This window comes from Chromobacterium sp. Ag138 (assembly GCF_055181315.1).
Window position 1 is genome coordinate 4,950,979 of the sequence record NZ_JBUPWA010000001.1, and the last position, 22,563, is coordinate 4,973,541.

Below are 22,563 nucleotides of genomic sequence, written 5' to 3' on the forward strand. Positions count from 1 at the left end.
TCAAAAAGAAAGAAGATCAATGGAGATGGTTGAAACCTTCGAGGCAATGAGCCCGGAAGAGAAGAGGCGGCGGCTGGAGCAGGTCCTGATGGCCAAAAAGGCGTCCGCCCAACGGCCCGCCATCGCCCCCCGCGCGGCGGCAGGGGCCGTGGCGGCGCTGTCGCTGGCCCAGCGCCGGCTGTGGCTGCACGAGACGATGGAGGACGCCGGCGGGGTGTACAACATGCCGTGCGCGCTGCGCCTGCTGGGGCGGCTGGATGTGGAGGCGCTGCGCCGCGCCATCGGCCTGCTGCTTGAGCGCCATACAGTGTTGCGCAGCCGTGTGGTAGAGCGCGACGGCAAGCCGGTCATGGAGCAACAGCCGGTGGGCGAGGTCGCGCTGCCAGTGACGCAGGTCGCGAACCAGGATGAGGTGGAGCCGCTGATGCGGGAAGAGGCCGACCATCCCTTCGATCTGGCGCAGGCGCCGTTGCTGCGCAGCCGTCTGCTGCAACTGGGCGAGGATGACCATATCCTGCTTTTGACCATGCATCACATCGTGTCGGACGGCTGGTCGCTGGGTGTCTTGACGACGGAAGTGTCGGCGGCCTATGAGGCCTACTGCTGCGGGCATGAGCCGCAGCTGGCGGCCTTGCCGATCCAGTACGCCGATTACAGTGCATGGCAGCAGCAGTGGCTGAGCGATGGCCGGGTCAGCCAGCAGCTCGATTTTTGGGAAGCGCAACTGCGCGACGCCCCGGCGCTGCTGCCGTTGCCGCTGGAACGGCCGCGTCCGCCGCGTCAGCGTTATGAGGGCGGCGTGCATCGCTTCATGCTGGCGAGCGGGCAGGCCGGACGGCTGCGCGCCCTGGCCCGCCAGCACGGCGCAACGCCCTACATGCTGTTGCTGGCGGCGTTCAATGTGCTGTTGTCCCGCTACTGCGGCGTCGAGGATATCGTCGTCGGTTCGCCGGTCGCCAACCGACACCCGCGCGAGACCGAGCCGCTGATGGGATTCTTCGTGAACACCCTGGCCATGCGCAGTCGGCCTGCGCCGGCGATGCGTTTCGCCGACTTTCTGCAGCAAGTGAAGCGGACGGCGCTGGCCGCCTACGCCAATCAGGACGTGCCCTTCGACCTGGTGGTGGAGCGTCTGAGGCCTGAGCGCAGCCCGAGCCACAGTCCGTTGTTCCAGGTGGAATTCGTGTTGCAGCAGCCGCTGCGGCGGCGTTTCCGGCTGGGCGAGCTGAACGCCGAGGCGATGGCGGGCGAGAGCAGTTACACCAAGTTTGATCTCACCCTGTCGCTGGAGGATGGCGCGGCTGAGATGCCGGGACTGATCGAGTACAACCGCCACCTGTTTTCCGCGGATTTCGCCCGGCGGATGACCGGCCATCTGACCACGCTGCTCGACGATATCCTGGCCGACCCGGCGCAACCGATCAGCAGCTTGCGCATGCTGCCGCAGGACGAGTCGGCGCGCTTGCTCGGCTGGTCCCGGCAGGGGCGCGCCCGGCCGGTGATCTGCGGTGTGCTGGACGCTTTGTCCGCCTGGGTAGCGGACCGGCCTCATGCCGTGGCGGTACAGCACCGTGATGAACAGCTGACCTATCTGGAGCTGGAGCAGCGCGCGTGCCGGCTGGCGCATGCGATGTCGAATGCGGGCGTGCGTCGTGGCGATCGCGTCGCACTGTACATGGCGCGGGGTGTCGACTATCTGGCCGCGATGCTGGCGGCGTTCAAACTGGGCGCGGCCTTCGTTCCCTTTAATCCGGAGCAGAGCGCCAGCCGCAACGCCCGAATGCTGTCCCGGGCGCAGCCCGCTCTGGTGCTGGCTGATGCGGGGAGTGCGGCAGGCGCGGCCGCGATTGCGGATGGCGCGCCGGTGCTGACGCTGCAACGCGAAGGGCTGGCGTCCCTGCCGTCGCGCTGGTGCGAGGACGCGCCATTCGACGGCGAGGCGGTCGCCTACCTGTTGTTCACTTCCGGTTCCACCGGTGAACCCAAGGCGGCGATGGTGACACATCTGGGCATGATCAATCATCTGCTGGCCAAGGTGGACGACCTGGGGCTGCGTCAAGACGATGTGGTCGCCCAGATCGCCGTGCAGACCTTTGACGTTTCGGTGTGGCAGTTCCTGGCGGCGTTGCTGGTCGGGGGACGAACCGAGGTGCTGACCGGGACCGACGCCTGGGATCCGGCGCCGCTGCTCGGGCAGCTGTATGCGCGCGACGTCTCGATTGTGGAGACCGTGCCTTCGCATCTGGAAATTCTGCTGGACGAAGCGCAGCGGCGTCCGGCGGGGCAGCCGCTGTCCGGGCTGCGCTGGATGATCAGTAACGGCGAACCGCTGGCGCGGGCGCTGGCTGAGCGCTGGTTCGACGTCTTTCCTGGAACGCGGCTGATGAACGCTTATGGACCGACCGAATGCTCGGACGACGTGACTCACCTGTGTCTGGATGGCAAGCCGGGCTGGGATTATCCCTACCTGCCCATCGGACGGCCCATCGCCAATGCCGAGCTGCACGTGCTGGACGCTCAAATGCGGCAGTCGCCGATCGGCGTGGTCGGAGAGATCCACATTGGCGGACTGTGCGTCGGGCCTGGCTATTTCCGGGATGAGGCGCGCACGCGCGCCGCCTTCGTGCCCGACCCCTTTTCCGATGCGCCTCACGCCCGGCTGTACAAGAGCGGCGACCTGGGGCGGTATCGCACCGACGGCTCGCTGGAGCTGTTGGGCCGGGTCGACTTCCAGCTCAAGATCCGCGGATGCCGCATCGAAGCGGGCGAGGTGGAAGCGGCGCTGCGCCAGCATCCGGCTGTCGAGCACTGTCTGGTGATGGGCAGCCCGGACTGGACTGGCGAGATGCGGCTGGCCGCCTATGTGGTGTCGCGGCAGCGTCCCGCGCCCAGCGCTGGCGCGCTGCGCCAGTTCTGCGCCGAGCGCTTGCCGGACTTCATGACGCCGAGCGGCATTTGTCTGCTCGACGAACTGCCGCTGCTAGCCAACGGCAAGATCGACCGCGCGCAGCTGCCGCCGCTGTCGTCGTTCGAAATCGGCTCCGCGCAATCCTACGCCGCACCGCGCAACGCGCAGGAGGAGGCGCTCTGCGCGCGGTGGGCGGCGGCGCTGGGCGTCAACCGGGTCGGCATCGACGACAACTTTTTCCAGCTGGGAGGGCATTCGCTGCTGGCCGTGGAAGTGGTCAACCAGTGCCGCGACGTGCTGGGCGAACAGTTGTCGCTGACCCAGTTGTTCGAACATCCCACCATCAGGGCGCTGGCCGAAGCGGTCCGCGTCGAGGAGTCTGTATGAACCACCATGCATCCGATATGCCGCTGCACGACCTGGCCCCAAGCCAGATTCCGGAGTGGTACGCCTACCAGTTCAATCCGGACAGCGCGGTCTATAACATCAGCTTCAACCACTTTTTCCTGAACAAGGTGGACCGGGGTGCGTTCCTGCGCGCCTGGCAGGCGCTGGTGGAGCGCCATGACGTTTTCCGCATCCGCATGGCGTACGCTGACGGGCGTCCCAAGCAGTATCTCGGCGCGGCGATCCAGTTGGATGCCGATACGCTGTTCATCGACCGCAGCGGTCTGGCGCCGGAAGCGGTGGCCGGCGAGCAGGAGCAGCTGGCGCGCGCCTTTGCGCTGGCGCCTTTCGACTTCGAACGCGAGAACCTGTTCCGGCTGCATCTGGTGATCTACCCCGGCGACGAATGCCAGCTGATCTTCACCGTGCATCACATCATCTGGGACGAGACCAGCACGCTCAACCTGATCAGAGAGTTCGCCGCGCTGTACAGCGCCGAGTGCGAGGGGCACAAGCTGGCGCTTCCGCCGCTGTCCGTCGGCTTCCTGGACTATGCCGACCGGATCAATGGCGATTTGGCTGCGGGCAGGCTGGAGCGCCACCGCCAATATTGGCTGACACAGTTCAGCGAGGTTCCCTCGCCGCTGGAGCTGCCCACCGACCGCGCGCGGCCGGCGATTCAGACCTACAACGGCAATACGGTGAACAACTGGCTGCCGCGGCAGCTGGCTCGCGAGTTGAGCGCCTTCTGCGCGCGCGGCAATACCACCTTGTTCATGCTGCTGCTGGCAGTGCTCGATCTGTATTTCTACCGCGTCAGCGGCCAGTCCGACTTCGTGCTGGGCTGCCCGATCGCGGGGCGGGACAGCCAGGACAAGCCGTTGCTGGGCTGCTTTGCCGTGCCGATGCCGATTCGTTGCCGCATCGAGCCGGGCATGTCTTTCGATGCATTGCTGCGCCAGGTGTCGACGACTGTGCTGGGCGCATTCGAGCATTATCGCTATCCCTGCGTTTCTATGATCGAGCAGCTCAGCCACCAGAAAGACCTGTCGCGTCCCAAGCTGTTCTCTGTCATGGCCGGGGTGCAGAACAACAAGTCCGAGTTCGTCAGCATTCCCCTCGGCAGCGGCAATCTATACGCCAAGGAAGTGTTCGCCGCCGAGAACCACGGTGCGCGGTTCGACTTGGCGATCGGACTGGATCCGGTGGGTAGCGACGTCAAATTCTTCTGCACTTACAACACAGATTTGTACGATCAGGCGAGCATCGACAGCATGCTTGGCGACCTGGAGGCGTTGTTTGGTCAGGTGATCGCCGATGCGGGTCAGCCGCTGGAGCGTTATGCGCTGATGGCGCCGGAGGCCGCCAGGCGCGTGCTGGAAGATTTCAATCGCACGGACGCGCCGCGCGAGGACGCCCTGACGGTGTGTGATAGATTCCTGCAGCAAGCGCGCAGCCAGCCGGACGCTCCGGCGGTGGAAGAGGACGGCGTGGTTTGGCGCTATGACGAGCTGGCGGCCAGAGTCGGGCAGGTCGCGCGGGCGTTGCGACAGGCAGGCGTCGGTCACGGCGATCGCGTGGCGGTGTTGATGGCGGCTGGCCGTGAGCAGGTTGCTGCGATGCTGGCGCTGATGTCGCTGGGTGCGGTGTATGTGCCGCTGAACGAAGAATGGCCGACCAACCGGCTGGCCGATGTGGCCGAGCAAGTCGAATGCCGGCTGATGGTGGTCTCCAGCGCGTTGCGGGAGAGAGCGGCGGCATTGGGCGTGGCGACGCTGGTGGTAGAGGACATCGGCGGCGAGCCGCTGCCGCCGATGTCCGGCGGCGCAGCGCCCGACGACCTGGCCTACATCCTGTTTACCTCCGGCACCACCGGGCGGCCCAAGGGCATTCCCATTCAGCATCGTGGGCTGCACAATCTGATCGTTTCGACACAGGAACGCTATACGCTGGCCGCCGGCGACCGGATGCTGTACTGGACGTCGCCGACTTTCGACGCTGCGATGCTGGACATCCTGTGGCCATTGGCCTGCGGGGCATGCATCGTGGTCTGGCCGCAGGGCCAGGCCAAGGCGCCGCAGCAGGCGCTGGAATGGATGGACGCCCAGCGCATCAGTGTGGTGCAGACGGTCCCCTTGATGCTGGATGCGTTGAGCGAGGCGCGCGAGGCGCAGCCGGCGTCGGCCAGCGCGCTGCGTTTGATCATCTGCGGCGCAGCGGCCATGAGCCGCGAGGTCAGGGAGCGGGCGCGTGCCGCCTTCGCCTGCCGGTTGGCCAACCATTACGGTCCGACTGAGACAACGGTGGATGCGCTGTGCTTCGATTGCGATGAGGCCGTAGAGGGCGTCATGACGCCGATCGGCCGCCCGCTGCCCAATGTCAAAGCATTCGTTCTGGACCGGTTCGACCAGCCGTTGCCGGCTGGCGCAGTGGGGCAGATCTGCATTGCGTCGCCCGGTCTCAGTCCGGGTTACTGGAAGGCCCCCGAGCTGACCGCTGCGGCCTTTTTCGAGTGGACGCCGCCATCGGGCGGGCCCGCGCTGCGGTTGTACCGCACGGGCGATCTGGGCCGGCTGGATCATCAGGGCCGGCTGCATTACATCGGCCGGATCGACAATCAGGTCAAAGTGCGCGGCAACCGCGTTGAGCTGGGCGACATCGAGAGCGCGCTGGCGCGCCACCCTGCCGTCGCCAAAGCCGCGGTGGTCTGGCAAGAACAGGGCGGCGGCAGCCTCAAGGCCTTCGTCGAGCTGCGCGACAGCGCGCTGAACGTCTTCCAGGCCAAAGGTCGGCGCTACCGGCAGTTCACCTGCGCCCAGCGTCCCAGCATGCGGCAGCACATGAACTTGATCCACCACGACACCTGGCCGCGCTATTTCGCCGGCAGTCCCGTGCTGGCGCGCTATTGGGAGAGCCTGTACGCAGCGTTCCCGTCCTACCAGTTTTGCCTGCTGGACGAAGACGACAAAGTGGCCTGCGTCGCGAACGGCGTGCCGCTGTACTGGGACGGCCGCGACGAGACCGCGCCCGAGGGCTGGGACCAGGGGGTGGAGCTGGCGTTCCGGCAGCATGACGAGGGCGTCGCGCCCAATGCCATCCTCGGGATGGCCGGCATCGTCGCCAGTCACTGCCAGGGTTTGGGGCTCAGCAACAAGATCGTGGAGGGGTTCCGCAGTCTGGCCAAAATGCACGGGCTCGATCACTTCCTTGGCCCTGTCCGGCCGGTCGGCATGCTGGCGCGCGGCGATACCGACGTGCACGCCTGGGCGCAGTCCCGTGACGCCAATGGCGAGCCGCTGGATTTCTGGCTACGGGTGCATGAACGACTCGGTGCCAAAAACCTGGGCGTGGCGGCGAAATCGCAACGGGTGGAAGGGACGCTGGCGGAGTGGCAGGCGTGGACGGGGGCGACCTTCGATACGGACGGCCCCTGCATCCTGCCGGAATTGCTGCAGCCGGTGGACGTCGACCTGAAAGCGGGCCGGGCCTGCTACTACGACCCGTCGATCTGGGCCGCCCACCACGATTTGCAACGCGCCCACGGCGTTGAGCGGCATGTCGGTCGAGCGGAGCTGCGCGAGTTCCTGAGCCAGAGCCTGCCAGCCTATATGTTGCCGGATACGCTGCACATCGTGCCGACGATCGCACTGAACGAAAACGGCAAGATCGACATGCGACGACTGGCCGGTGAAGAAGCCGAGCAAGCGGGGCCGCCGGTGTCGCCCGCCAATCCGGTGCAGGCGCGCCTGGTCGATATCTGGCAGGAGACGCTGAAGCAGACGGGGGTCGGGATCGAGCACGACTTTTTCCAGCTGGGCGGCCAGTCGCTGCAGGTGATCCAGATGCTGGCGAAGGTGGAGCAGGCCTTCGGGCGCAAGGTGCGGCTGCAGGCATTTTACCGGCAGCCGACCATCCGGCATCTGGCCACGCTGGCGACAGCAAGCTGAAGGCGGAGGAACCCGATGTTTGCCTTTGTTCATAGCAAGATCCGCCAGGCCGGATACCGTTGGTTGACGTTTTCCGACGAACCGCTCTACCTCTTGTTCGAGAAAATGTACCAGTACGATCCGCGCCCGCTACGGACCGTCATGCCGCATCCGATGGAGCGCGGCTTCCTGGTCGCAAATTTCACTCACCCGGACTTCATCCGCTATCGCGGGCGCGAGATTGCCTTCTTCAACGCCCGCCATGTGGCGGTGTACTGGCTGCCTGGCGCACTGCCCAGTGGTGGGGGCTACGTCAAGTCCGGGATCTACTCGGTGATGATGGGCGGCCACGCCATGCGGCAGCCGGTGCGGCTCAATGTAGCCAAAGACAATGAAAACACCGTGATCCGCTCGGTCTCGCTGCAAACGCAGCCGGTCCGCTCGATGGACGGCTGCCGGGTCAGCTTCAGCATCATCGCCAAGGAGTTGCATTGCCTGGCGGAGCAGTGGCTGACGCGAATGCATGAGCAGTTCGACACGCTGCAGGACGACGCCGCTTTGCGCGAGGTCATCGCCGCGGCGCGCAAGCTGCCCGGTCTGGCCGATCTGGACCGGCTCGCCGCCTCGCTGCAGTCGCGGCTGGACGTCCGCAGAGACAGTATGCGCAACAGGGAGGGCCGGAGCGATGCCGACATCGTCCGCTTCAAGCGACTGGGTTGAGCGCGCCAATGTCGTCAGCGTGCATGAGACCTTCGTCGCCTGCCCGCCAGCGCGGGTCGGCGCGTTGCTGGCCCGTTTCGACGAACCCCTTTCGCCTTGTTGGCCGCACGCGGTCTGGCCGCGCGATGTGTTCGAGGGGCCGGTCAGGGTGGGTGCGACGGGCGGCCATGGCGCCACCCGCTATCGGGTGGTGCGCTATTTGCCGGAGCAGGAACTGGTGTTCCGCTTCGAGTCGCCGATTGGATTCGAGGGCGTGCACGGTTTGCGTGTCGCGGCGCGGCAGGGTGGGGCGGTGATCACCCATTTCACCCGCTTGCGCTTGAGCCCTTACCACTTTTGCATGTGGCAATGCGTGGTGCGTTGGGTGCACGACGCCCTGATCGGGGACTTGCTGGATGGCATGGAGAGGCATTTGACCGGGCGCGTGGCGCGGCCCCGGCGCTGGAAGCTGCGTGTGTATTTCATCCGCCACGCATTGGGCGGCTCACGCTTGCTGATGGAAAAGTTGAAGTCATTCAGGAGAAATGTGTAATGCAGCACCGTCATACGCAACCGAATTGGATCGTGAACGATCTGTGCAGAGTCATCGTTGGATTCCGCAACCACACCACCCATGCGACGCGTTCCAAATATGTGTCGTTCGCCGTCAAGGAACAGCCGCAAATGTGCGAGCTGCTGATTCGTTTGGCCCGAGGGCGCCTGAATGACAACCAGGCAGCCAGCTATCCGCCGTTTTTGCTGGAACAGCTGATCGATTACGGTTTCTTGCGCTCGGTGGATGGCATGACGCTTCGCGAGCGGCTGAAGCGCGGCTTCAGCGTGCTGCACGCCGGCCGTTTCCGCACTATCGTTTTCCAGGGCCGGCGCTATTACGTTGCGTCGCTGGTGTTCATGGCCTTCTATTCACAGCAGGGGGACGATTACCTGCGGGAGACTGTGGTGCTGCCGGCCTGGGCGGGCAAGTTTGCGGACAAGGTGTTCGACATCGTCAGGAACGGCATCAGTGAGCAGGTTTTCCTGGCCCTGCCCGCTGGCATGCGCAAACGGCTGGAAAAGCATGGGTTGGTGACGCCGGCGAACAAACAACCCTTCCTGGAGCGTTTCTTTGGCGAGCATTGCAGCTTGAGCGAAACATTGCTGGATGAGTTGCCGGATTTTTACCGCAAGAACCTGCCGCCATGCGACCGCGCAGCCGACGCGTACTGCCTGAACGACGCCATCTTCTTTTCGAGTCGCGAGATGCCCGCCGATTTGCGGTCGCGGATTCCCGATCCGGATTGGGCCGACGCCTGCAAACCCAGCGTATGGGTACAGGATCCGGTGAAGGGCATCGTTTCGATGTACTGGCTGACAGCGGCCCAGTTGCAGGATCTGCAGGCGCTGATGCGCGCGCAGCGGCAGCCGCGCGAACTCGACGCCGCCATGCTGCGGCTGTTCGTCTGGTGCGCCCTGTTGCATGACCCGCAACGAACCATGGCGGCCAAGGCCGAGTGGCAGGCGCGCCTGACGGGCTTGAGCGGGCAGCTGGGGGCAAATGGCTGCTTCACCTTCGAAAACATCCTGCCGCCGATCGAATTGGCGATCAGCCGCAAGTACTTGCGCTTCATGAAAGAGAAGAAATTCCTGCTGCTGGACCGCAACAACGGCGCCACTGAGCAGCGGTTCTGGACCCACCGCGACGAATTCACCTTCTATCTGCAGGGCCAGATCAGCGCGCTGCTGAACCAGGTTCTGCCTGTTCCGGTCAAGCCGGGTCATAACGCCCTCACCATCTACGAATCGGGCGCCACCTTGCCGCGGCACCAGGATGATGTGCTGGCGTTTACCTGGGTGATGTCGCTGCCGGTGGAAACGCGGCCTGAAGACCACAAGGAGAACGCGTGGCCGATCTACGTCGAAACGCCGACCGCCGTGCACAAAGCCATGCTGCAAGCCGGCGACGGACATGTGATCGATCCGCAGATGCCGCATTGGCGAGACAAACAGCACGACGATGGCCGTCTGAGCATTCTGCTGCTCTGGTTTGTGCCGCAGGACTATCGCGGATTCGTCAATGGCAGCTGGATCGACTGAGTTGGCGGAAGAGGGCTCCCGACGGGGATCGTGACCACGGGCGGGATCTTGTTATGCTTTTGTCATGAAACGCATAATGTGAGTGATGACATAACTATTGTTCGTGCCAATGACATAATGCATAATGTGTAAAATAATCACGTAAAATTAAATCTCAGTGATTGAAATGCAGGGGTTGAGATGACTCGATTCCATTGTTCAGTCCCTGCGCTTTTTTATAGGCTTTCTTCGCGCAACGTGTTGATATCGACCATGCTCAAGCCAGACAAGGAGCCTGACTATGAGAGCAGAACGTTTTCAGAGAATCCTCCGGCAACTGAAATCGGTATCTGATGCCCAACTAGTAGAGTTTGAGGCGGCTGTTGTCGCGCATAAAACGGCCAGAACCTCCTACCGAGCGCTGGATGTCGCGCGCGGCAATGTTTGCTGCCGACATTGCGGCAGCAAGATGGTTGTTCGCTATGGCCACACCCGGGGTTTACAGTACTACCGATGCAAGCAATGCCAGCGCACTTCCAGCGCCATCACTGGAATGCCTTTGTCTGGCCTCCATCAGAAAGAAAAGTTTGCCGCCAACAGCGCCTGCATGGCTCGCCGCATGACGGCTCGGGAAACCGCTCGGGCATGCGGCATTGCCGTTTCCACGGCCTTCCGCTGGCGTCACCGCTTCCTTAAGGCCATCGTCCCGCAGCAGCCTGTTGTGGTGGAAGGCTTGGTTGAGGCGGATGAAACCTATTTCTTGCATTCCCGCAAAGGCCAGCGTCAGTTGCAGGAACACCGCAAGCGCGGTGGTCGGGCCAAAAAGCGTGGCGTATCTAAAGAGCAAGTGCCGGTACTGGTGGCCAATGCCAGGGGGCAGGGCTTCATCGCGGATCAGGTGATGACGCCAGGCATGAAAGGCAAAGAGCTAGTTCAAACACTGCGCGATGTGCTGAAACCCGACGCGGTGGTTTGCTCCGATGGCAACACTGCCTACCTCGCACTCTCCCGTGAGCTGGGCGTGACTTTGAAGTATTTCAAGGCGTCAAAGCATGGTTCTGCGTTGAATCCGGCCTTCCATGTGCACACCGTGAACAACTATCACTCGCGGCTTAAGGCTTGGCTCAATGGAAAATTCCGGGGCGTCGCCACGAAGTATCTTGAGAACTATTTGGCCTGGCAGCGCTTGCTGGCGTGGTTTCATAATCAACCAAGCGAAGAGGATTTTATTGCCTCCTCACTCGGACGGCAGCTGATCAACAGGTAACGCGAACAGAGCCTTTTTATATGGCAGCTTCCCCCTTTGTGACCTGTATCAGCGATAACCCATGCTCAACTCACCCAATATACTGCCGCGCCGGATGGATTGTCCCAATACGTCTCAGCGCCATTTGGAACAAGCCGCGCAGGCTGCTGCAGCCCGCGTTTCTTCCTGCCCTGAAACCCGGTTTTTCTGACGCCCTATAACGTCCCAGCCGTTGCCCGATCTCGTACGCAACAGCCGGGATAGCGGTTTCTATTTCAAGTAATAATCATTCAACCCTATCCGGCGCTGATCCAATCGGCCTGGGCGACTCAATGCGGAGTAAAACGATGCAGCAGGCGGCAAAAAGGATTCTGATGGTCGAGGATCACCCCCTGGTGGCGGACGCCACACGATCATTGCTGCTGCAGCTGGACTTGAATCTCGAGATTCATATCCGCGGCACGATGGAGGACGCCGTCCAGACTTTCCGAGAAGCAGACGACTGGTATCGCATCCTACTGGACATAGGGGTGCCCAATGCCCATGGCTTGTCCCTGGTGCGGATGTTTCATCGCTTCGGCGTTGCGGAACGCTGCGCGGTGGTCACGGCCTCCGACAATGCGCAGTGGCGGGCAGAGGTCCAGGCGATGGGCATGCTCGGCTACATCGTCAAAGCCGCGCAACTGGACGATTTTTCCCTGTCGATCCGCAACGTCCTGCATGGCCGCCGGGTGTTTTCCATGGCAGACGGGCAGGCGCCGGCGGCATGCTGTCTGACGCGGCGGCAGCAGGACATTCTTTGCCTGCTGCATCGTGGGCTGTCGTCCAAAGAGATCGCCGCTCAACTCGGGCTGACCATCGGCACGGTCAACAACCATGTCACCGGCTTGCTGAGAGTGTTGAAGGTGAATAACCGGACGCATGCGCTTTCCCGAGCCATGGACCTGGGGTATCTGCACGCGCATGGCATCGCTTGACGGCAGGCGGACTGGGAACCATGCGAATGTGCATTCAAAGCATGCAGTCTGTTCGGCTGGCAGCGGGGGCGGCCTTGCTGGCGTTGTTGGCGACGGTGGCGACCGGTTGGGGCGCGCTGGGCGTATTTCGCACCGCGTTGCGAGAGGATGCCTGGTCGCATCAGCAAGACGAAGCGGTTCGGCTGGCCGCCTCGCTGGGGCAGCGAGGGGCGGCCCCGAGCGTGTGCCTGATGCCGGGGGGAGAGGACTTCCTGCTATTCGATCGGGATGGCCGGGTGATGGCTTCGTTACTCGATGTGCCGGGTGGCGGGCGACGCCCGCTGCTGGCGCCCGTGTCCTGGACGATACGCGTTCGCCGTGGCGAGAGCGGCCGCAGCATCGGCGCGGGGCCGGATGGTCGCCCCTGGCTGATGACCTTCAGGCGCCTGGAGGCGACAGGTTGGACGGTGGGCGTCGCGCAGCCGGAGGGCGCCGTTATGCGGCCGGCGGAGGCCGCGCAGGATCGCCTGTTTCGGCTGTTGCCCTGGGTCGGCCTGGCGCTCCCGCTCCTGGCCTGGCTGTCGATTCTCCACGGTGCGCGGCGGATGGACCGGATGGCTGTCGCGCTCCAGCGCAGCAGTGAGCAGATCGCGGAGCAAAAGGTGCGGCTCGCCTCGCAGGCCGATGGCAATTTCCAGTTTTTTCAGGAGGTTTCGCACGATTTTCGTCAACGGCTGCATGCGCTGCAGTTATTGGTGCATGCCATTGAGCGGGACGGCAAGCGCGATGATCGGCGGTTGTTGTCCAAAGTGTTGTACGTCGTGTTTGATCTGCAGAAATTTCTGCGCGATTTTCTGGAGTTTGCGCCACTGCGCATGGCGGCGATCGAGCCGACCATCCGCGAGGTCCCATTGCAGGACCTGTTTCAGCGGCTGGAGCTGGAGTTCGAGGAGGTGGCGTTCTCGCGCGGACTGGACCTGCGGTTTCGCACGACGGCTATCACGCTGGCGACGGATGAGCGTTTGTTGTTGCGGATACTCGAAAATATCGTGGCGAACGCTTGTAAATTTTCTCGTGGCCGGGTGCTGGTAGCAGCCAGACAGCACCGCGGCGGTTGCCTGATTGATGTATGGGATAACGGCGAGGGGTTTGCCGAGGAAGAGGGCGATCAAGTGTTCAATGCGTACTATCAGGGCGTCAATGGCCGCAACGACTCAAGTGCGGATATGACCGGCGTGGGATTGGGCTTGGCGATCGTAAAGCGGCTGTGCGCCTGCCTGCAGTATTCGGCGCTGGTGCGCTCGCGCAAGGGCGGACCCACTCTGGTGCGCATCATCGTTCCCGCTGCGCGAACCATGGCGGCGGGGGTGGAAAACCATGAGGAATTACACCTGCCCGAAAAGCACGGAGCTTGTTAATCTGTTAATGACGAAGTCATTTATGCCAAAGTCATGAAAAGTGTTTTCAGAAAGCGAACTGTGAAAGTACACACCCATCGGTTTTACTACTGCGGCGAGATCATCCGGCTGGCGACCCCCATTCTTGGGGTGCGCATCCTGCATGTGGCGGTCAATTTCATCGGCATGCTGTTCATTGCCCGCCTGGGTACGCATGAACTGGCCGCCGGTGCGCTGGTCACCGCCTTGTGCAATACCGTGACGGTGGTGGCGATGTCGCCGTTGCTGGCCGTGGGGATCATCGTCGGCAGATTGTTGGGGGAAGGCAAGACCTCCGAGGTCGGGCTCGAGGTCAGGCAAGCGTGGCTGGTCAGCATTGGCGTCGGTGTCGTCGCGTCCGCCGTCCTGCTGTCGCTGCCGGCGCTTTTGGTCTGGCTGGACGAGCCCAAAGCGCTGTTGCCGCTGGTCAGCGACTACCTGCGGGCGATGGCTTGGGGCATCATTCCGTCCTTGCTGATGGCCAGTTGCCACCAAATCTTCTTTCCCATACGCAAGGGCCACTTGGTGTTCGTGTTCAGTGCGCTCAATCTGCTGCTGGCGCTGGGGCTGGGCTACGCGCTGATCGAAGGACGCTGGGGTCTGCCGGCGTTGGGCATGGCTGGCTGGGCCTACGGCGTTTCGATCGTGAACTGGTTGCTGATGATTGTCATGGCCGTCTACTTGCGGCTGGCCGGCGATTTCGCGCCATACCGGCTATTCGCGGGCCGGGGCGGGTGGCAATGGTCGCGCCTGGCCGGCTTTTTCCATATCAGCGTTCCGATCACCCTGCAGTTTTCCAGCGAGCTGCTGGCGTTCAGCGTGATCAATCTGATGGTTGGCTGGCTGGGCGTCGGCGCACTGAGCGTGCAGCAGATCCTGATCCAGTGCTCCATGGTCGCCCTGATGATTCCGATGGGGGTGGGGCAGGCAAGTTCCATCCTGATCAGCATCGCAGCAGGCAAGCGGGAGCAGGAAACGACCCGCCGGATCGGCATGACCGGCCTTGCGGTGATGGCCGCGATTGTGTGCGGCATGGGTCTGGTTTACGTGCTTGCGCCCAAGGCGGTCATCGGTCTTTATCTGAATGTCGGGGCGGCGCGGAACGCCGAACAGGTCCAGTTGGCGAGCAAGCTGCTGTTGCTGATCGCCGTCACCCAGCTGGTCGATGGGGCGCGCAACCAGCTGCTGGCTTCGCTACGCGGCGTGCGCGACGTATGGCGACCGATGTGGACGAACATGGCCCTGCTGTGGGTGGGGGGGCTGCCACTGGCCTATGTGCTGGCTTTTCCCCTTCAATTTGGCCTGCTGGGCGTCAATCTGGCTTTGCTGATTGCCTTTGCGCTGGGGGCAGGCCTGATGTTTGCGAGATTCCTCAAGAAAACGGGTGATGTACAGGGCGTCGTAGCGCCGCAGGCGTCGAATTGAACAGGAGAACCGAAGTGCGACAAGCAGATGTGCGGCAGTTGAGACAGTGGATTTATGGCTATCAGATCGCCCAGGCCATACATGTCGCGGCCAGGCTGGGCCTACCGGATCTGTTGGCGCAGGAAGCGCTGGATTGCAGCCAGTTGGCGCGCAAGGCGGGCTGTGACATCGATGCCCTCCGGCGGCTGTTGCGGGCGCTGGAGACGCTGGGCGTCTTTCGGCGCGAAGGCGAGGACGGCTATGCGCACACCGAGATGTCGCGCCTGCTGATTAGCAGCGCACCGGATTCTCAGGACTTTGCCGCCTGTATCTATGGCGATGAGCACTACCGCGCCTGGGCGGACCTCTATGACTGCGTGAAATCCGGTGAAGCCTGTTTCGAGAAGTGGTATGGGACGGGGTACTTTTCCTACCTCGAGCAACAGTCCGTAGCGCCCGGCAAACTGCAGCAGTACATGGCGCACGATGCGGCGCAACGATCGCAGATCCTGCTGGACGCCTACGATTTTTCAGCCAGGCGGCATCTGGTCGATGTGGGTGGGGACGGCCGCTTCCTCTCGGCGCTGCTGAAGCGTTGCCCCGCGATGCGCGCGACCCTGTTCGGGCCCGAACAGGGTCATTTTCAGGGCGACGCGGACGGCCGCGCGCGCTATGTCGAGGGCGATGTGCGGGATACGCCGCCCGGCGAGGCGGATGTCTACTTGCTGTCGCAGATCCTGCATCGTTTTGACGATGGCCAGGCGCGGGCGGTGCTGACCGCTTGTCGGCGGGCGATGGCGCCGGGTGCGACATTGCTGATTCTGGAGTACCCGCTGCCGCCGGATGAAGTGCTGGCGCCCGGCCGCTGGATGGACCTGAACATGATGGTGGTGTGCGGCGGGCGGGAGCGCACGCTGGACGAATATCAGGCATTGATCCAGGCGGCGGGGCTGGCGCTGGCCGCCCGGCATGAGACGACGGCGGGTTTCGTGATTCTGGAATGCTCGCCGGCCTGACCCGCATTGAGGAGTTTCATGTCTATGTCTTACGAGATTGAAATCCGCCGTTTGTCGTTTTTGCGCCCGTCCGAAGAGGTCGACAAGCCGGCCGCCGCAGCGTTGGCCCGAGAGATCGCCGACGCCGGTCTCTGGCTGGCCCCGCTACCGGTGGAGTGGCGGACCGGTATCATCATGGACGGCAATCATCGCCTGCACGCCGCGGGTTTGCTGGGCTTGACCCATGTGCCGTGCATTCTGCTCGACTACGATGATTCGCGCGTAACCGTATCGGACTGGCGAACCGGTTTGCCCTATGACATCGGGCGGATTTTCGAAGCCGTCGGCGCGCGGCGGCTGCTGCCCTACAAAACGACCCGGCATGTCTTTCAGCCCGCGCTGCCGCGCTCTGCCATTGCCTTGTCGGCACTGGCGGGCGACAGGGCGTTCTCTTCCTTGAATTTGGAGGCAATGCCATGAAAACCACGACGCCATGGCTCATTCGGCCGCCGCAGCCCGAGGCGCGCTTGCGGCTGTTCTGCTTTTCCTATGCTGGCGGCAGCGCAGCGGATTTCCTGGCCTGGCGCGACCGTTTGGGACCCGATGTCGATGTGTGCCCCGTGCAATTGCCGGGACGGGGCGCGCGATTGCGGGAGGCGCCGCTCCGCTCTCCCGATGCTGTCGTCGACGCCGCGCTGTCAGCGGTTCAGCCGTATCTCGATGCGCCGTTCGCCTGTTTCGGGCATAGTCTGGGCGCGCTGCTGGCGTTCGAATTCACGCGGCGTTGCCAGTTGCTCGGACGGCCCATGCCGACCCGGCTTCTGGTCTCGGGCTGCGGCGCGCCGCGGTGCGAGCGCAGCGCGCAGCGCCTGCATCTGCTGAATGACGACGACCTGATCGCGGCATTGCGGCATTATAATGGCACCCCGCGTGAAGTCTTGGATAACCGCGAGTTGATGGAACTGGTGTTGCCGGTTATTCGAGCGGATTTCCAACTGGTGGCTGACTACGCCTATCGGCCGCTTGCGCCGCTGGATACGCCGCTGACGGTTCTGGCGGGACATGGCGATGGGCATGTGACGCCAGAACAGGTCGAGGCCTGGCGAGGAGAAACCACAGCGACATGCGACGTACGCTGGTTCGATGGCGATCATTTCTTCATCAAGCAGCAGGCGGATGAGGTTGCCGACTTTGTCGAGTCGGTGCTGTCTGAGCAGTGTGCTGTCGCGGTCGCGTGACCGGCTTTCCCTATATTTTCAACGCAGGGCGGCACCGCCGCCCTGATTTTCCACAGGAGGCGCGCCTATGCATTTGATTCAACTAAAAGGCGTCGACCTGACGTTTCCCCAGAAAATCTGTTTCAAGCAGTTCAATGCTGTGATCGAGTGGGGGCAGCGCATCGCCATCGTCGGCGACAACGGTGCGGGCAAGTCCTCATTGCTGCGCATGCTGCTGGGCGAGCTCCCGCCCAGCGATGGCAGCATTGTGACTGCGCCGGATTTGCGGATCGGCTATGTCGCCCAGATTCAGGAAGCGCAAAGCGGGCTAAGCGGTGGCCAGCGCGTCAACCGCGCCTTGAGCCAGGCCATGGCGCAAGCGCCCGATCTGTTGCTGCTGGATGAGCCGACCAACCACCTGGACGCCAGCAACCGCCGTTCGCTGTCGCGTATGCTGCAAGGCTATTACGGCACCGTGGTGATGGTGACGCACGATCATGCGCTGATGAACGAAACCTGCGACATCCTGTGGCATATCGGCCATGGCGGCGTGGAAGTGTTCGAAGGACGCTATGCCGACTATCTCGCAGAACAGCAGCTCCAGCGCAATGCACTGGAGAAGCAGCTGTCGGCGGTCAAGCGGGCTAAGCAGGACGCGCATGAGGCCCTGATGCAGGAGCAGGAACGCGCGGCCCATGCGCGGCAGCGCGGCATCCAGAGCATTCAGAACCGCAAGTGGGCGACCGTCAAATCACCGACCAAGCTTGGGCGCGGCAATACGACCGCAGGCCGCAAGCAGGCCGACATCCGCGAAGAGCAGCGGGACCTGGCGGAGCAGCTGGCCCGCTTGCGACCGCCGGAAGTCATCGTGCCGCAATTCCACCTCAAGCATGGCGCCCGCGCCCGGCAAGTGGTGCTGCAGATTGGCGGCGGTACGGTGGGTTACGCTGGTCAGCCGGTGCTGAATGGCATCCATCTCAGCCTGATGCAGGGCGAGCGGCTGGCGCTGATCGGCGATAACGGCAGCGGCAAATCCACTCTGGCCCGGGCCATCCTGGGCGATGCGGGCTTGCGTCTGGGCGGAGACTGGCTGACGCCGGCTGCCAGCGAGATCGGCTATGTCGACCAGCACTATGACAACCTGATCCCCGACGAAACGGTACTGGAAACCTTGGCTAAAACCGTGCCGGACTGGTCGCTGGGCGACCTGCGCACGCATCTGGCCTCGTTTCTGTTCCGTCAAAACGAGGCGGTGCAGACGCCGGTGCGAGCCTTGTCCGGCGGAGAGAAGGCCAGGCTGTCGCTGGCCTGCATTGCGGCCAATCCGCCCCAGCTGCTGATTCTCGATGAGTTGACCAATAACCTCGATACCACGATGCGCGGCCATATGATCGACGTGCTGCAGTCCTACCCAGGGGCGATGCTGCTGATCTCGCACGACGAGGGTTTTCTGAATGCGGTGGGCGATGTCGGTCGCTTTAACTGCAGACCGGCGTAAAACATAGGGTGGTGAGTCGCCCGGATAAGCACGTGAGTGCGCATCCGGGTTTCCTGTCATGACTTCAGTTCTTCCAATCCCTCGAACAGCTTCAATGCCTCCGGGTTCGCCAGTGCGCTGACATTGCTGACCGGGCGGCCATGGATGATGTTCTTCACAGCCAGTTCCACGATTTTGCAGCTGACGGTTTTGGGAATGTCGGCGACGGCGATGATCTTGGCCGGGACATGGCGCGGGCTGGCGCCGTTTTTGATCTGGTTGCGCAGGCGGCCGATCAGGTTGTCGTCCAGCACGGCGCCGGGACGAAGCTTGACGAACAGCACCACGCGCTCGTCGGCCTGCCAGTTTTGTCCTACCGCCAGACTTTCCAGAATTTCCGGGAAGGCTTCCACCTGACGATAGATTTCCGCCGTGCCGATGCGCACGCCGCCGGGGTTGAGTACCGCATCGGAACGACCGTAGATGATCATGCCGTCGTGAGCGGTGAAGGGTTCGATCTACCAGAGCTCAAAATCGCTGCGATTCATGACCAACACCAGAGCCCAGCTGTCACTTTGCATTTTATCGGTCGTCTCACTCGAACGGACTTCCGCCTAAGCGACCGATTTCAGGCAGCAACGAGCGAGTTTTGAAACCGTTACGTTCATTGGCTTGGCCTTTCTTAATTCGTGGCAAGCGGAGTTCATAGATGGTGCTTTCGTCACCCTGCTTTGTTTTAAGCAAATCCTCCTCGTTCAGAAGGATGAGATTTTTGGGATTTGTACCAAAGGCAAGAAACAACCATGCTGCGGCAAGCTGCTCAATATCCAGTGCGGTGGTCTCGCCAGCACGGTGCAGATGTGCTATCAGAGCTTCTATTTCAATTTGGCGCAGAGGGCCTTCATTGGGGTCGTCGCGTAATACTGCCGCGCCTTTCAAGCTGCCACCGATAGTACGGCTCTCCAGTTCCGCCGCGATTTCCTCATTGAATCCTTCGCATTGGGCATCGGTGCACCACAGATGCCAGCGCCGGTAGGCGTCTAGATAATTAGAAACTGTACCTTCGGAAAAGCTTTCTCTCAGGTATATATGCAGAGCTTCAAATAATGCGAAACCATATTTTTCGGAGTCATTAATATTGGTGATTACATTATTTGCGGAAATGAAGCATGCCTTTAGTCAATTGAATTGCCCATGAGCATAGCGTGGGCTGCTTCGGCGGATGAAGTTCAGAAATAGGCTTGGGTGGATACTAATGCCGAGCCCTGTTGTAATGGCATCAAGTCCCAGTTTAAGACTTCCGTCGCACTCAACCGCCATTGCGTACCCGAGGTATCGATGCTTGCACCTGAAAGGGCCAAGACCGTAGTCTAGTCACTGACCTCCCATGAGGGATCGGTGAAATTGAATGTGGATTGCACGGGATGACTCATTTCTTCCAACCCTTCTGTTGTATTCGCAATAGTTTCTTGTTGGCGGCATACCGGATGGCGCGTCTGGCATAGCGGAATGGCATCGCTGAAGTGGGGCTCCAGCCCATCGCATATTTTTGATCGCGCAGACTTATTTCCGGATCACCGCCTTCTTCCTCATTCAATTCGACCCAGCGATCGTTCCAGTCGTGACGCAAGAGGTGATGGCATAGTCTTGCCAGGACAGGATGATGGCGACGTAGCGTCTCAACGATTAGACGGAGCCCCCGGCTGCCTAGCGGCTCGCCACGATAATTGACAAAGAGGTAAGGATGCTTGGCTGCCGCGGGAAACTGCTGTCGATTTGCCCGGTGGCGGGTAATCCATTCATCGAGCGAATCACGCAGCTTGGCATCAAGGAGCAGCAGGCGCCCGAGGATCTTGGTAGCCGGTGCCGAGGTGCGCGGATTCTCCGGATCATCGTGACGGCGATGAATGGTGTGTCACAACAGCCAGGCTGAATGACCCGTAAGAACAGGGCACGTTGCTCTGGCGTGAAGCCGAGGCGTTCTCCAGGGACAACTGAAGCATCGGGCCGGCTGGGTGCCGGTGCGACGGTACGTGCGCGCAGGAGGAAGCTCTGCAAGGCCTCCAATGCGGCATCCCGGCGCGAGTCGTCAACGATCCGCGCAATGATGGGATCGGCCACCAATTCCTCCTGGCTTAAGAACTGACGTTTGGCCGCCCGCTCATCGAGTTGGATGCCATGCTTGGCAAAGAATGTGTAGGCACTGGCTAAGGCGGAGAGCCGTTGGCGGATGCGGCTGACTTTCAGGCCTTGGGACGGAACTGGGTCAGGACGTAACGGGTGGCGAGGGGGGCCGGCAGTCCGAGGGGGCCACCGGAGACGAGCATGAGTATGCGCTCACCGGACTGCATCCGTACTTCTCGAATGGAAAACTGGGTTACCGTGCATCTCTTGTCGAGTCAGATAGGGGGACTTTACGACAGCTGCACGGTTCCGGTGATGTAAATTTTGAACGCAAAGAAAAAGACCGGAAAACCAAGTGCAATCTACTGATTGCACAGAGAATTTCCAGTCTAATTTAATACTCTAACATTTTATTCCGGTTAGAACGGAATGTCGTCGTCCATGTCGTCCATGCGCGGGGCCGCTTTCGGCTCCTGGCGGCGCGGGGCGGCCGGGGCTTCCTGGCGCGGGGCCGGGGCACTGTAGCCGTAACCGTCGTCCATGCCGCCACCCATGCCGCCGCCGGACGAGGCGCCCATTTCGCTGCGGCCGCCTTGCAGGCTCAGCTCGTTGACGCGCACGTCGGGGGACAGGCGCTTGTTGCCGTCCTTGTCCTGCCATTCGCGCAGGGTCAGTTGGCCGTACACGGTCACTTGCTGGCCCTTGGCCAGGTAGTTCTTCAGCGACTCGCCGCGCTTGCCCCATACCTGGCAGCTGAACCAGTTGGTGCTCTTGCGCTCGCCGAAGCCGATGTCGCTGGCCACGCGGAACGACAGGACGGGCTCGCCGCTCGGGGTGTAGCGCAGTTCGGCGTCGGCGGCCAGGCGGCCGTCAAAGGTGATGCTGTTCATTCAATTCTCCGGATAAGTTCAAGCTGCTTGGCCTGCGCCGCGAGCGAGGCCCGAATGGCGGCGCGTCTGCTTCCCGTTGTCCGCGCGGAGGCGGCGTTGCCGCAGCCATCCATACTACCGCGAAGACGGATTTTCTGGCTGGGCGCTTGCACAAAGGCCAGCGGGCGGACTGGGTGTCGGGGCAGGTTTGGCGAATGGGCCGTATTATACACGCCAATCGGCTTTGCTTTGTTCCGGATGCGGCGCAAGCTGAAGGGTTTCCGCCTGGAATGATGCGCTTGGCCGCGAGCGGGGAACTGTATCGGTCCGCGGCGGTCTGTCATGGGTTTGTTGAAAGGATGATGACATGATGAAGAACACAATAGTATCGATGCTGGTTGCCGTGAGCGTGGCCGGCCTGTCCGGCTGCGCCAACATGAGCGACACCCAGAAGGGCGTGGGCGGCGGCGCTGCCATCGGCGCCGGCGTGGGCGCGGCGATCGGCGCGTTGACCGCGGGCGGCCATGGCGGACGCAGCGCGGCCACCGGCGCCGCGATCGGCGGCCTGTTGGGCGCGGGCGGCGGCTACCTGTGGTCGCAGCACATGCAGAAGCAGAAGGAAGCGATGGAGCAGGCGACCAAGGGCACCGGCATCGGCGTGAGTCAGACTGCCGACAACCGCCTGAAGCTCAACATCCCCGCCGACGCCTCCTTCGATACCGGCAGCTACGCGCTGAAGCCCAGCCTGAAGCCGGTGTTGGACAAGCTGGCCGCCACGCTGCAGCAAAACCCGGTGACCTCGGTCAACATCATCGGCCATACCGACAACACCGGCAGCGACGCGAT

General features: G+C 62.5%; 17 protein-coding genes. 13 read left to right on the top strand and 4 right to left on the bottom strand.

Annotation, left to right across the window (positions count from 1 at the left end):
* The first annotated feature begins 19 nt into the window (after positions 1-19).
* The 12 genes from ACY3GB_RS22955 (at position 20) to ACY3GB_RS23010 (ending at position 18,745) form a co-directional block, all read left to right on the top strand.
* Positions 20-3,295: a non-ribosomal peptide synthetase gene (locus ACY3GB_RS22955; RefSeq protein WP_463090779.1), complete on the top strand. Its 3,276-nt coding sequence runs from the start codon at positions 20-22 to the stop codon at positions 3,293-3,295.
* Complete coding sequence (locus ACY3GB_RS22960) at positions 3,292-7,242, top strand: non-ribosomal peptide synthetase (RefSeq protein WP_463090780.1); 3,951 nt, start codon at positions 3,292-3,294, stop codon at positions 7,240-7,242. The genes ACY3GB_RS22955 and ACY3GB_RS22960 overlap by 4 nt, the downstream gene beginning before the upstream one ends.
* 105 nt (positions 7,243-7,347) lie before the next feature.
* Positions 7,348-7,941, top strand: coding sequence for a hypothetical protein (locus ACY3GB_RS22965; protein WP_463090781.1), 594 nt, complete (start codon positions 7,348-7,350; stop codon positions 7,939-7,941).
* Between the two features lie 348 nt (positions 7,942-8,289).
* On the top strand, positions 8,290-10,014 hold the full coding sequence (locus tag ACY3GB_RS22970; protein WP_463090782.1) for a hypothetical protein: 1,725 nt from the start codon (positions 8,290-8,292) through the stop codon (positions 10,012-10,014).
* Between the two features lie 280 nt (positions 10,015-10,294).
* The gene (locus ACY3GB_RS22975; RefSeq protein ID WP_463090783.1) at positions 10,295-11,260 is read left to right on the top strand and encodes an IS1595 family transposase; all 966 of its coding nucleotides are present in this window, start codon (positions 10,295-10,297) and stop codon (positions 11,258-11,260) included.
* 326 nt (positions 11,261-11,586) lie between these two features.
* Positions 11,587-12,216 carry a response regulator transcription factor gene (locus tag ACY3GB_RS22980; protein WP_463090784.1) on the top strand — a complete coding sequence of 210 codons (630 nt, stop codon included), beginning with the start codon at positions 11,587-11,589 and terminating at the stop codon, positions 12,214-12,216.
* Between the two features lie 26 nt (positions 12,217-12,242).
* Positions 12,243-13,613 (top strand): sensor histidine kinase, encoded by a 1,371-nt coding sequence (locus ACY3GB_RS22985; protein ID WP_463090785.1) that lies wholly within the window; start codon positions 12,243-12,245, stop codon positions 13,611-13,613.
* A 60-nt stretch (positions 13,614-13,673) separates the two neighbouring features.
* Positions 13,674-15,056 (top strand): MATE family efflux transporter, encoded by a 1,383-nt coding sequence (locus tag ACY3GB_RS22990; protein WP_463090786.1) that lies wholly within the window; start codon positions 13,674-13,676, stop codon positions 15,054-15,056.
* Between the two features lie 14 nt (positions 15,057-15,070).
* Entirely contained in the window at positions 15,071-16,051 is a 981-nt protein-coding gene (locus ACY3GB_RS22995) for a methyltransferase (protein WP_463090787.1), read from the top strand.
* A gap of 24 nt (positions 16,052-16,075) precedes the next feature.
* Positions 16,076-16,510, top strand: a complete 435-nt coding sequence (locus tag ACY3GB_RS23000; protein ID WP_463090788.1) for a hypothetical protein — start codon at positions 16,076-16,078, stop codon at positions 16,508-16,510.
* Positions 16,507-17,268: a thioesterase II family protein gene (locus ACY3GB_RS23005; protein ID WP_463090789.1), complete on the top strand. Its 762-nt coding sequence runs from the start codon at positions 16,507-16,509 to the stop codon at positions 17,266-17,268. Before ACY3GB_RS23000 ends, ACY3GB_RS23005 begins: the two co-directional genes overlap by 4 nt.
* Positions 17,269-17,335: 67 nt before the next feature.
* Entirely contained in the window at positions 17,336-18,745 is a 1,410-nt protein-coding gene (locus tag ACY3GB_RS23010) for an ABC-F family ATP-binding cassette domain-containing protein (RefSeq protein WP_463090790.1), read from the top strand.
* A gap of 56 nt (positions 18,746-18,801) precedes the next feature.
* Here ACY3GB_RS23010 and ACY3GB_RS23015 read toward each other — a convergent pair whose 3' ends face one another.
* From ACY3GB_RS23015 to ACY3GB_RS23030, 4 genes are all read right to left on the bottom strand, one after another.
* Positions 18,802-19,215, bottom strand: a complete 414-nt coding sequence (locus tag ACY3GB_RS23015; protein ID WP_463090791.1) for a hypothetical protein — start codon at positions 19,213-19,215, stop codon at positions 18,802-18,804.
* 103 nt (positions 19,216-19,318) lie between these two features.
* The gene (locus ACY3GB_RS23020) at positions 19,319-19,663 is read right to left on the bottom strand and encodes a hypothetical protein (RefSeq protein ID WP_463090792.1); all 345 of its coding nucleotides are present in this window, start codon (positions 19,661-19,663) and stop codon (positions 19,319-19,321) included.
* 490 nt (positions 19,664-20,153) lie between these two features.
* Positions 20,154-20,354 carry a hypothetical protein gene (locus ACY3GB_RS23025; RefSeq protein WP_463090793.1) on the bottom strand — a complete coding sequence of 67 codons (201 nt, stop codon included), beginning with the start codon at positions 20,352-20,354 and terminating at the stop codon, positions 20,154-20,156.
* A 913-nt stretch (positions 20,355-21,267) separates the two neighbouring features.
* On the bottom strand, positions 21,268-21,738 hold the full coding sequence (locus ACY3GB_RS23030) for a single-stranded DNA-binding protein (RefSeq protein WP_463090794.1): 471 nt from the start codon (positions 21,736-21,738) through the stop codon (positions 21,268-21,270).
* Positions 21,739-22,084: 346 nt separating this feature from the next.
* Here ACY3GB_RS23030 and ACY3GB_RS23035 point away from each other — a divergent pair.
* The coding region (locus tag ACY3GB_RS23035; protein WP_463090795.1) for an OmpA family protein at positions 22,085-22,563 on the top strand (479 nt) is incomplete at its 3' end.